Below are 12,055 nucleotides of genomic sequence, written 5' to 3'. Positions count from 1 at the left end.
TCTCTTGAAGGAAAATTCAATTTATTCTGTGATCAAGCTCACAAATCTGAATAAAAGTTTGAATTTTTTGCTTTTTTGTGTACACATAAAATTTCCACATTCCGATTTCATAAAAATACATATAAAAATCAATATGTTATTTTAACACCTTATAATTTTACTCCAAAAAAATTATTGGAATTGTGATCCATATCTCATTTTTAAATGGAGTGAAATTTCATTATAAATTTATAACACATTGATTTTTAATTACTTTTAAAAAATCAATAAATTTCATAAAATTTGCGATTTTTTTATTTATGTAAATTTCGCCACAATACAAACACTTTTCTACCTGCCGGGCAACCGGATTGTAAAACTCTAACTATAAGGAAAAACATTATGAAAAAAACACTTCTTGCATTAGCAGTAGCAGCTATGGCTGCCAGTGGGGCAAACACTTCTGTTATCTATGAAAAAGACGGTACAAAAATTGATGTAGATGGTCATCTTGCATTAGAAGTTATGAAAGCTAAAGATAAACGTACTGATGTTGTTGATAGAGGTTCACGTGTTCGTTTCCGTGCTTTCCAAGAAATCGCTAATGGTTATGAAGCTTTAGCAGTTGCTGAATTACGTTTCTCTTCTAAAGAGAAATTAGGCGATGATATTCGTGCACATCGTTTATTCGGTGGTGTTCAACACAAAGATATCGGTTCTTTAACTTTCGGTAAACAATTAGTATTGGGTGACCACATTCCTAAAGCAAACTACACTTGGGAAATGGGCGGTAACGTATTCTTAGATTCTCACGGTAAAGCATTACACTTTATGTCTGCTAAATTTAACGGTGTGCGTGTAGCAGCTGACTACTACGTAGGTCATTCAGATAAAACTAAAGTAGATGAAGGTCAAGGTTTCCAATTAGATTTATTCTATGACGGTCAATTAGGCGATGCAAAAGTACGCTTTGGTTCAGGTTACGGTGAATTAACTGCGGCTAAAGCAGGTGCAAGCACTTCAGTATGTAATGGATATGCTAAATTAACTGATAAAGATGGAAATGAACTAAATCCAGTACAAACAGTATGTATCAAAGAAACAGTTACTGTGGGTAAAGAAGAAGAATTCAAACGTAAATTTGCAGGCGTAGGTTTTGATATCAACTACGGTAACTTTACTACAGGTATCGACTGGGCTTATGCTAAATCACCAAAAAGTCAAGCTGCAAATACATTCCAAACATTTGGTAGTAAAAAATTTGAGAAAATCAACCGCTTTGATGTGGGTTTAAAATATGCAGTAACTCCACAAAATAACATCTACGGTGGTGTATTATTCGGTACAGGTCAAAATGATGGCGAAGCTAAAGCTAAAAACTTAGGCTGGAAAGCAGGTGTTGACCACAGATTCAACAAATTCGTTGCTATTTACCTAGAAGGTGGTAAAGCTAGAACTAAACAAGCGGGTAAAACTATTGAAGACAATAGCACAATCAGATTAGGTACTCGTATCACATTCTAATATAAAACCACTCACCTTAGTTTTTTAGCCACTCGAAAGAGTGGCTTTTTTGTTTGATTGACACGCTAAGTGCATCCCTACGATTATTTTATTTTTTCTAATTTTGCAATTAATTGCTCTACTGGCACGGATTGAATTTTTCGCATTTGCCAAAGTAATAATCCGCCCGCTAAACTTAAACCAATGCAAAATACAAGCCAAAAGCCTTGAGCCGCCATCGGTTGTACAATCCAATCGGTTCTTGCCAGCACATAACCAAGTGGAATACTGACAATCCAGTAGCAGAAAATAGTTACATATAAAATCGGTTGGGTATGTTTGTAGCCACGCAAAATCCCGTTTGCGACCGCTTGAATAGCATCAGGAATTTGGTAAACCGCTGCGAAAATCAGTAAATGTGCGGTAATCGCAATAGAAACCGGGTTGCTGGTAAAAGCAAGCGGTATAACATTTTTCAGTAAAATAATAATGATTGCGGCAATAATCGCTAAAATAGTGGCGGTAATAAGAGCGTGATAACTTAGCACTTTCGCCCTTTCTACATTTTTTTCACCTAATGTTTGCCCAATCATAATCGTGGTTGCAATGCCAAATGACATCGGGATCATAAAAAACAGTGAGCTGGTTTGCAGAGCTGCTTGATGACTTGCTACAACTTGTGAGCCAAGTGGAGAAAGAAAAAGTGCTGAGGTTGAGAATAGCATCACTTCGGTAAAAATCGCAAAGGCAATTGGCAAGCCCAATTTACAAAGTTTTAGCAAAATTTGACCGCTTGGTGTGTCGAGCCATTTCTCAAATAATCGAATATCTTTTTGTGACGGGTTGGTGTAGCAATAATGCAACAACATTAAAAACATAACCCAGTTCACAATCAAAGTTGCTACTCCACAGCCAACTGCTCCCATCTCAGGTAAGCCAAATTTGCCAAAAATAAAAATATAGTTCAGCGGAATATTAAGCAATAATCCGAAAAAAGTAATTCGCATTGCAGGTTTTGGGTTAGATAGCCCATCGTTCATACAACGTAAAGTTACACCAAGCAAGGCTGGAATTAGCCCAACTGCCATCACCGCTAAATACTGTTGTGATTTAATTGAAAATTCCGCTGGTGTTTCCATTAAGTCTAAAATCAAATGGCTATTTAAAAAAATAGCAATCAGTGGAATAGACATTGCAAACACAATCCAATAGCCTTGTCGCACTTGGTTTGCGATTAAATGGCGATTACTAGAACCGTTGAGATAAGATACTGTTGGTGTAATGGCGTTTAAAAGCCCTAACACAAATAGAAAAAGCGGAAAATAAATGGAATTACTGACCGCAATAGCAGAAACATCGTCATCACTGACTAAACCAGCCATTACAATATCAGCTAAGCCCATTCCCGAAGCAGAAAGCTGGGAAATAAAAATCGGCAATGATAATTTAAATAACTTACTGGCATTTTGTGGGTATTCTTGCCATTTTAAATTCATATAATTCATCTCTTAAAATCTAAGTGTATCTTTATTTTACCTTAGAAAGCGGTTGTTTTTTTCAAATTTTTTGCAAGGAAGAAAAAGCCTCCAGAGATTTCTCCCTAGAGGCTTAAGAATTAATCAACCGTTATTTTGCGGCTTTTAACTCTTGATAGTATTTTTCGTAAAGCTCAATTGCATCGCCTACATCATCTTGCCATTGAGATTTTTGTAAAATATCTGCTGTTGGATAAATTGATGGGTCTTCAGTAATCTCTTTAGGCAATACTTTTAACGCTTCAACGTTTGAAGTTGGGTAGCCAATTTCTAACGTTAATTTTTCAGCTACTTTTGCACTTAATAAGTAGTTGATTAATTTATGTGCGTTTTCTTTGTTTTTCGCGTTTGCAGGAATCGCTAAAGTATCCACCCAAAGAACAGGACCTTCTTGTGGGAATACCATATCAATTGGTGCGTTTTCTTTCTTCGCAATACGCACTGAACCGTTCCATAACTGACCTACTGATACTTCACCAGAAATAAATGCGTTTGCAGGGTTATCTGAGTTGAAGGCAAGAATATTTGGACGAAGTTTTAATAGCTCCTCGTAAGCTGCTTTGATTTCTTCAGGATCTGTTGTATTAGGGTTTTTACCTAATTTTAATAATGCAAGATTGAACACTTCGCGAGCATCATCTAATAATTGAATTTTGTTCGCAAACTCAGGTTTCCATAAATCACCCCAAGAAGTAAAAGCATCACCTTTGTAATCTGCTGTACTAAATGCAATACCCGGAGCGCCTAATAATTGTGGTAATGAGTATTTGTTACCTTGATCATAAGGTTTATTTAACCAATCTTGGTTTAATTCTTTAATTACCGGAAGTTGAGCGTGATCTAATTCTGCTAACATTCCTTCTTTAGCCATTTTAGAAACAAAGTAGTTTGATGGTGCAATAACATCATAACCACCATCTTTACCTTGTAATTTTAATTTAGCGTACATTGTTTCGTTAGATTCAAGACTTGAAACTTCTACTTTAATACCGGTTTCTTTGGTAAAGTCATCTAACAAGCCTTCAGGAACATACTCAGTCCAAGTATAAAGGTGAACTGTTTGATTTGTTGCTTGAGGTTTCGCTTCTGCCGCAGTTGTGCCTGCTGCTTTTTCTTCATTACACGCTGTTAATGCAACTGTTGCTAAACCTGCTGCAAATAAACCCGCTAATTTTTTCATTTAAGTTTTCTCCGTTAAAGAAAAGTGATTAAAAAATATAGCCTTGCCTAAGGGCGTTATTAAAGACTAGGGAATTTTAAGCCACCCCTTAGATTTTGCAAGCCTTTTCTTATCAAGAAATGTAATTTTTTGGTAAAAAAACGTAATAATGAGCTTGAAATCCCTTAATTTATCGCTATATTAAAGAAAATTTTATACTTTCTATTAGGTGTTAAGAGGATTAAAAATGACTATTCAAAATGAAAACGTACAAGAAGAACTAAAACAAGAAGAAATTCAAGCTGAAGTTGTAAATGAAGAAGCAGAGCAAGAAGAACAAAATGCACCGCAAGAAGATCCTTTAGCACTTGCTCAAGTTCGCATTGCTGAATTAGAAGCCTATATTGCAGAAGCTGATAAACGTGAGCAGGATATTCAATTACGAGCTCAGGCAGAAATTCAAAATATTCGCCGACGTACAGAACAAGATGTAGAAAAAGCTCACAAATTTGCTTTAGAGAAATTCTCGAAAGAGTTGTTAAATGTAGTTGATAACCTAGAACGTGGCTTAGATGCATTAGATAAAGCCGTTACTGATGAAACCACCCAAGCTCTAGTTGATGGTGTTGAGATGACTCACAAAGAGTTCATCAATACCCTTGCTAAATTTGGTGTAGTAGCGATTGGCGAAGTAGGCGAAGCATTCAATCCAGAATTACACGAAGCCATTTCAATGCAGCCTGCCGAAGGAGTTGAATCAAACCATATTAGCACTGTATTACAAAAAGGTTACACTTTACACGGACGAGTGATTCGCCCAGCAATGGTAATGGTAGCAAACTAAATTTTAGATTTTCGACAAAGATCACAAAATTAACCCAAACGCCTACTTGTGGTTATGCTAGATTGATTAATAACTTAACCACAAGAGGAAATTAATATGGAAGCGACAATGAGCCTACGATTTGATAAATTGCGTTTTGTCAAACGCTTGCAAGAAGCCAACCAAACGCAGGAAATGGCGGAGGCATTTGCTGATGCCCTAGATAGGGCATTGGAGCAGAGTCAAAGCCAACTTCTAACCAAACAGGAATTCGAATTAAGAATTGCCCAATTAGAAAATCGCCTACAAGAGAGTTTTAATAATATGCTCTATAAAATGGCGGGATTAATTGTCGCCGGTGTTGGGATTATGATGAGCCTAATGAAATTTATCAACTAACCTCCATTCTTTTAACCGCCCTTACTTCTTTGAGGTAAGGGTTTTTACATTTTAGATAACGATGACATTACAATTCAACTCTGTTGCCCTACTTTTAGTGGTACTGATTATACTGGGTTTAGTCAGCCAGAACAGTGCAGTCACAATTTCCGCTGCGGTGTTGCTGATTATGCAACAAACCCTGCTGTCTAAATACATTCCGTTTGTCGATCAATACGGTTTAAAAATCGGGATTATTATTCTCACCATCGGTGTTCTCAGTCCGCTGGTGTCGGGGCGGATTACCCTGCCCGATTTAAGCGGATTGCTAAACTGGCAAATGCTCTTTTCGATTCTTGCCGGCGTACTGGTAGCGTGGCTTGGTGGACGAGGCGTGAGCTTGATGGGCAATCAGCCTGTATTAGTCACTGGACTGCTGATTGGTACGATTATCGGTGTAGCATTATTTAAAGGCGTACCTGTCGGGCCTCTGATTGCCGCCGGTATTTTATCGCTTGTGTTAGGAAAATCATAATGACTGAACTGTTGCATAAAAAGCAGAAAAATCAACCGCTTGTCAAACTGGAAAATATCACCACCAGCGATTTCCGCCGTCTGCTCGGCCGATTAAAAGGGGCGGAAAATATCAAAAATGAAGCAAACAAGCGATCAGTTTTAGACGAAATTCAGCAAGATCTTAATGCTTGTCAGGCTCGCTTTTTCGCCCGCCAACAGCACGCTCAAAACCTCAAAATCGACTATCCCGATCTGCCGGTTTCTGCCCGCCGTGAAGAAATTTTAAAGCTGATTGCAGAAAATCAAGTAGTCGTCATTGCGGGTGAAACCGGTTCGGGCAAAACCACCCAGTTGCCGAAAATGTGCTTGGAGCTGGGGCGAGGCGTGAAGGGCTTAATCGGCCATACCCAGCCTCGCCGAATTGCCGCTCGTTCTGTGGCGACCCGTATTGCCGAAGAGCTGAAATCGGAGCTGGGTGAGACGATCGGTTATAAAGTCCGTTTTAACGATCAGGTCAGCGAAAACAGCCTTGTTAAACTGATGACAGACGGTATTCTGCTGGCTGAAATTCAGCACGATCGCTACCTCAATCAGTACGATACGCTGATTATTGACGAAGCTCACGAGCGTTCGCTGAATAACGATTTCATCTTGGGCTATTTAAAGCAAATTTTGCACAAACGCCCTGATCTGAAAGTGATCATCACCTCCGCCACCATTGATGTGGAACGCTTCTCCAAACATTTTAACAATGCCCCGATTATTGAAGTGTCTGGGCGGACTTTCCCTGTGGAAGTACGTTATCGTCCGATTGTTGAAGAGGAAGATCAAGACCAACTGCAAGGGGTTTTAAATGCGGTTGATGAGCTACAAGCCGAAGGGCGAGGCGATATTCTCATTTTTATGAACGGCGAACGGGAAATTCGGGACACCGCCGAAGCCCTGCAAAAACAGGAACTTCGCCACACCGAAATTCTGCCACTCTACGCCCGTTTGTCAGCATCAGAACAGCAACGGATTTTCCAGCCAAGTGGCGGCTTAAATCGCATTATTCTGGCAACCAATGTGGCGGAAACCTCGCTTACCATTCCGAATATCAAATATGTGATTGATACGGGTACGGCTCGGATTTCCCGTTATAGCTACCGCACCAAAGTACAGCGGTTGCCGATTGAGCCGATTTCTCAAGCCTCTGCCAACCAGCGAAAGGGGCGTTGTGGGCGGATTTCAGAGGGGATCTGTATCCGCCTCTACTCAGAGGAAGATTTCAACGGCCGCCCGAAGTTTACCGATCCGGAAATTTTGCGAACCAATTTGGCTTCGGTGATTTTGCAGATGACCTCGCTTGGATTGAGCGACATTGCCTCGTTCCCGTTTGTTGATGCTCCTGATAGCCGTCAGATTCAGGACGGGATTCGGTTACTTGAAGAATTAGGTGCTATCGCCGTAGGGACGCCACGCTTGGCGTCCGCAAAAAATGTCGCAACGGACACCAAGCGTGGTGTCCCTACACATCGTCTTACCCAAATCGGCCGCCAACTCGCTCAACTTCCTGTCGATCCCCGTTTAGGCCGAATGATTGTGGAAGCGACGAAAAACGGCTCATTGCACGAAGTGATGATGATCGTCTCTGCTCTCTCAATCCAAGATCCTCGAGAACGCCCGCAGGAGAAACAACAGTCGGCGGACGACAAACATCGCCGTTTTGCCGATAAAGAGAGCGATTTCTTGGCGTTTGTGAATTTGTGGCACTTTATTCAAACCCAACAAAAAGAGCTGTCGAAAAACCAGTTCCGCAACCTTTGCCGTAAGGATTACCTCAACTACAACCGTGTGCGGGAGTGGCAGGATATTTATCACCAACTCCGCCTCGCAGTGCGGGAAATGGGGCTGAAAATTAACAGTGAACCGGCAGCTTATCAGCCGATTCATACCGCTCTGCTGACCGGCTTGCTGTCGCATATCGGCTTGAAAGATAACGAAAAAATGCACTATTTAGGGGCGAGAAACGCTCACTTCTTTATCTTCCCGAACTCGGTGCTTTTCAAAAAACAGCCGAAATGGGTGATGGCAGCGGAATTAGTAGAAACCACTAAACTCTGGGGGCGAATGGTGGCACGGATTGAGCCGGAATGGGTCGAACCGTTGGCGGTGCATTTAACCAAATCCAGTTATAGCGAACCGCACTGGGCGAAGTCCAAAGGAGCGGTGATGGCATCGGAAAAAGTCTCACTGTTCGGCATTCCGATTGTGGCACAACGCCCTGTCAATTATGGCTCGATTGACCCTAGTGTCAGCCGTGAAATTTTTATCCGCTCGGCATTGGTGGAAGGCGAGTGGCATAACAATTACAAATTTTTCAAAGAAAATCACCGCTTGATCCGTGAAGTGGAAGCGTTGGAACACAAATCTCGCCGCCGTGATATTTTGGTGGACGAGCAGGTACTGTTTGAGTTTTACGATCAGCGGGTCGGCACGGAAGTGGTTTCCGCCAAACACTTTGATTCGTGGTGGAAAATCGCCTCGAAAAACGATCCTGAACTGCTCAATTTTGAAAAATCGTTCCTGATTAACGACAACGCCAACTTGGCGAGCGAGCTGGATTTCCCGAATTTCTGGCATCAAAATGACCTGAAACTCAAACTCAGCTATCAGTTTGAAGTGGGGAAAGATCACGATGGCGTGACGGTGCATATTCCACTGCCGTTGCTCAACCAAGTCGAACCCGAAGGCTTTGATTGGCAAATACCGGGACTTCGCCACGAGCTGATTGTGTCGCTGATTAAGAGCTTGCCGAAATCGCTCCGCCGAAATTTTGTGCCGGCTCCGAACTATGCGGACGCCTTTTTAGGGCGTGCCGAACCGTTTAAAAAGCCGTTGTTGGAGAGTTTAAGTTACGAACTTCGCCGAATGACGGGCGTGCTGGTAGATATTGAGCAGTGGGACATCAGCCAGCTGCCGCCACATTTGCGAATGACTTTCCGTGTAGTGGACGACAAAGGCAAAAAACTACAAGAGAGCGAAAATTTAGACGAACTGAAATTTGCCCTCAAAGATGAGGTGCAGAACACACTTTCCAACATTGCCGATGACGGCATTGAGCAGAGTGGCGTGCATATTTGGAATTTTGCCGAACTACCGCAATTCTACGAGCAGAAAAAAGCCCATTTCAGCGTGAAAGCCTACCCTGCGATTGTTGATGAGCAAACGGCGGTTGGCGTGAAGCTGTTTGAAACAGAGTTTGAACAAGCACGGGCAATGCGGGCAGGTTTACGCCGTCTGCTGTTGTTGAATGTGCCATCGCCGATTAAATATCTGCACGAAAAACTGCCGAATAAAGCCAAACTCGGTTTATATTTCGCCCCGTTCGGCAAAGTGATGGAGCTGATTGACGACTGTATCGCCTGCGCAGTGGATAAATTGATTGATGATTTCGGCGGTTTTGTCTGGAACGAAGAGAAATTCAACCAACTGCACGAACACATTCGGGCAAATCTGAATGAAACAACGGTGGAAATTGCCAAACAGGTGGAGAAATGTTTAACGCTGGCTTATGAGCTGAGTAAACGCTTAAAAGGCAAGCTGGATTTCACAATGGCGTTTGCGTTAAGTGATATTAAGGCTCAAATTGACGGGCTGATTTATCCGAATTTTGTGACGCAAACCGGCTACCAACGCTTAGGCGATCTGCACCGCTACCTTACCGCAATTGAACGCCGTTTAGACAAGTTGGTGGTCGATAGCAACACCGACCGAGCCAAAATGCTACGGGTCGAACAGGTGCAAGAAGCCTATAAACAGCTGTTAAACAAGTTACCGAAATCGAAAGCCGTTCCTGATGAGGTCTTGGAAATTCGCTATATGATTGAAGAATTGCGGGTCAGCCTGTTTGCTCAACAGCTTGGCACGAAATATCCGATTTCTGATAAGCGGATTTTGAATTTGATAAAAGAGCTTTAGAAATGCAACAAGCGGCTACAAAAAGCGATGCTTTTTGTAGCCGCTTGTTTTTATTAAATCACTTTGGTTACATACAAGGTAATCCCATCAACACGTTGAACTTGTACTTTATCACCTAAATGAAGTTCTGAGCCAATAACTCGCCAAGTGGTGTCGCCGAACTTGCCTCTGGCAATACCATTTTCCAAAATCTCAACAATAACACCTTGCATACCAATCATTGATTGTTCTCTTGAATTGAGCGAGGTAAATTTATCATTTTGCTTGTCTTTAGAATGTTGATACTTCCACCAAATCAGACTAAAAACAATGGCAAGTAGGGCGAAGCCGCTAATCTGAATGCCTACAGATAAAGGAGGCAATAACCAGACCAAAACTGCTAGTAAAATAGCGGAAAGCCCCCACCACATAATAAATACACCGGGAATGATTAATTCTAACGCCAGTAATACAAAGCCTAGAATTAACCAACCTTTCCAATTAAATAGCCACTCCATATTTTCTCCTTGTAAAAGCAGAATTACTTGCTACTATTTTGAGTCCCTTTTAATAATTCAGCAACACCTGCCACAGAGCCGATTAAGTTGCTGGCCTCTAATGGCATTAGCACCACTTTGCTGTTTTCTGCCGAGCCAATATCTTTCAATGCTTCTGTGTATTTTTGGGCGATGAAATAATTAATAGCGGTGGTATCTCCTTTGGCGATAGCGTCAGATACCATTTGAGTTGCTTTTGCCTCTGCTTCCGCTGCACGTTCTCGAGCTTCTGCTTGTAAAAATGCTTCTTGACGTTCACCCTCTGCTTTTAAAATACGAGATTGCTTTTCACCTTCGGCACGCAAGATTTCCGCTTGTCGAATACCTTCTGCTTCTAAAATATCTGCACGCTTATTACGTTCTGCTTTCATTTGAGCATTCATCGCCGCCACTAATTCTTTTGGTGGGCGAACATCACGAATTTCGATACGAGTTACTTTCACGCCCCAAATATTAGTGGCTTCATCAACAATCGAAAGCAAGCGACTATTAATAATATCACGCTGTGAAAGCATATCATCTAAATCCATCGAACCTAGTACAGTACGCATATTCGTCATAGTTAAATTAACAATCGCCTGCTCTAAATTATTCACTTCATAAGCTGCTCGGCGGGCGTCAATGGTTTGTACAAAGCAGACTGCATCAATCGACACGCTAGCATTATCACGAGAAATAACCTCTTGCGAAGGAATATCTAACACCTGTTCCATCATATTGATTTTTCGACCTACTCTGTCAATAAAAGGTAATACAATATTCAGTCCCGGTGTGAGGGTTTTGGTATAACGCCCGAAACGTTCGATTGTCCAATGATACCCCTGTGGCACAATTTTGATGGTTGAAGTTAATACAACCAATACCAAAATCACAAATGCCAAACCTAAAAACGGTAGTTCAAATTCCATCATTTTTCTCCTTTAAATGAATGATTAAATTTCAATCGGTAGTTGCCAATTAATTGGGGATATTTGTTTTGAAATCAAGTAATTATTTGCTTTTGAAAAATGTTTACAGCCAAAAAATCCACGATAAGCAGATAGTGGCGATGGGTGCGGAGAAGCTAATACACAGTGGCGATTGCGATCAATAAACTGTCCTTTTCGCTGAGCGTGGCTGCCCCAAAGTAAAAAAACTAAATTCTCTCGGTGTTCATTTAATTGAGTAATAACTTTATCAGTAAAGGCTTCCCAACCAATTTGTGAATGCGAGCCTGCTCTACCTTGCTCCACAGTCAGGCTAGTATTTAGCATAAACACGCCTTGTTTTGCCCAATCAATTAAATAGCCGTGATGTGGAATCTGAAATCCCTCAATATCATCGGATAATTCCTTATACATATTCAACAAAGATGGCGGTGGAACAACGGGAGGCTTAACAGAAAACGCTAATCCGTGTGCTTGATTTGGCCCATGATATGGATCTTGCCCTAAAATCACCACCTTTACCTCACTAAATTCGGTTAAAGCAAAAGCACTAAATACCTCATTTTGGGGTGGATAGATCACTTTTCCTGCCAACCGTTCATTATGAACATATTGCAAAATCTGTTGAAAATAATCTTTCTGCTTTTCTTCGCCTAAGGCTTCTGTCCAAGTTTTCATAAAAACGCCCTTGTGATTAAATTTTGTTCAAGTAGAATATTTTAAGCTAAAAATGGTTAAAT

10 protein-coding genes are annotated in these 12,055 nt (G+C 41.2%); 5 read left to right on the top strand and 5 right to left on the bottom strand.

Going from position 1 to position 12,055, the window contains the following annotated elements; all coding sequences use genetic code 11:
* Positions 1–381 precede the first annotated feature (381 nt).
* Positions 382–1,503, top strand: a complete 1,122-nt coding sequence (locus ACERCG_RS06835) for a porin (RefSeq protein WP_373611303.1) — start codon at positions 382–384, stop codon at positions 1,501–1,503.
* Between the two features lie 83 nt (positions 1,504–1,586).
* On the opposite strand, the gene ACERCG_RS06830 is transcribed toward ACERCG_RS06835, so the two are convergent.
* Both ACERCG_RS06830 and ACERCG_RS06825 read right to left on the bottom strand, forming a co-directional pair.
* Positions 1,587–2,978, bottom strand: coding sequence for an MATE family efflux transporter (locus ACERCG_RS06830; protein WP_373611302.1), 1,392 nt, complete (start codon positions 2,976–2,978; stop codon positions 1,587–1,589).
* 130 nt (positions 2,979–3,108) lie between these two features.
* Complete coding sequence (locus ACERCG_RS06825) at positions 3,109–4,197, bottom strand: extracellular solute-binding protein (RefSeq protein WP_373611301.1); 1,089 nt, start codon at positions 4,195–4,197, stop codon at positions 3,109–3,111.
* A gap of 226 nt (positions 4,198–4,423) precedes the next feature.
* Here ACERCG_RS06825 and grpE point away from each other — a divergent pair, with 226 nt between their 5' ends.
* The 4 genes from grpE to hrpA all read left to right on the top strand — a co-directional run bounded on the left by grpE (position 4,424) and on the right by hrpA (position 9,853).
* On the top strand, positions 4,424–5,020 hold the full coding sequence (gene grpE, locus ACERCG_RS06820; protein ID WP_373611300.1) for a nucleotide exchange factor GrpE: 597 nt from the start codon (positions 4,424–4,426) through the stop codon (positions 5,018–5,020).
* Between the two features lie 96 nt (positions 5,021–5,116).
* Positions 5,117–5,398: a hypothetical protein gene (locus tag ACERCG_RS06815; RefSeq protein WP_373611299.1), complete on the top strand. Its 282-nt coding sequence runs from the start codon at positions 5,117–5,119 to the stop codon at positions 5,396–5,398.
* Positions 5,399–5,459: 61 nt separating this feature from the next.
* Positions 5,460–5,912, top strand: coding sequence for a DUF441 domain-containing protein (locus ACERCG_RS06810; protein ID WP_373611298.1), 453 nt, complete (start codon positions 5,460–5,462; stop codon positions 5,910–5,912).
* A complete protein-coding gene (hrpA, locus tag ACERCG_RS06805) occupies positions 5,912–9,853 on the top strand; it encodes an ATP-dependent RNA helicase HrpA (RefSeq protein ID WP_373611297.1) in 3,942 nt (1,313 codons plus the stop codon). The genes ACERCG_RS06810 and hrpA overlap by 1 nt, the downstream gene beginning before the upstream one ends.
* 53 nt (positions 9,854–9,906) lie before the next feature.
* On the opposite strand, the gene ACERCG_RS06800 is transcribed toward hrpA, so the two are convergent.
* Genes ACERCG_RS06800 through ung form a run of 3 tightly spaced genes read right to left on the bottom strand, consistent with a single transcriptional unit; the run spans position 9,907 to position 11,993 of the window.
* On the bottom strand, positions 9,907–10,350 hold the full coding sequence (locus ACERCG_RS06800) for an NfeD family protein (protein WP_373611296.1): 444 nt from the start codon (positions 10,348–10,350) through the stop codon (positions 9,907–9,909).
* Between the two features lie 23 nt (positions 10,351–10,373).
* Entirely contained in the window at positions 10,374–11,300 is a 927-nt protein-coding gene (locus tag ACERCG_RS06795) for an SPFH domain-containing protein (RefSeq protein ID WP_373611295.1), read from the bottom strand.
* Between the two features lie 21 nt (positions 11,301–11,321).
* Positions 11,322–11,993, bottom strand: coding sequence for a uracil-DNA glycosylase (gene ung / locus ACERCG_RS06790; RefSeq protein WP_373611294.1), 672 nt, complete (start codon positions 11,991–11,993; stop codon positions 11,322–11,324).
* Positions 11,994–12,055 lie beyond the last annotated feature (62 nt).

It is taken from the genome of Mannheimia sp. E30BD, from assembly GCF_041807785.1.
Classification (GTDB): Bacteria; Pseudomonadota; Gammaproteobacteria; order Enterobacterales; family Pasteurellaceae; genus Mannheimia.
The sequence above is the reverse complement of the archived record's forward strand: the minus strand, read 5'-3'. Positions and strand labels throughout refer to the sequence as shown.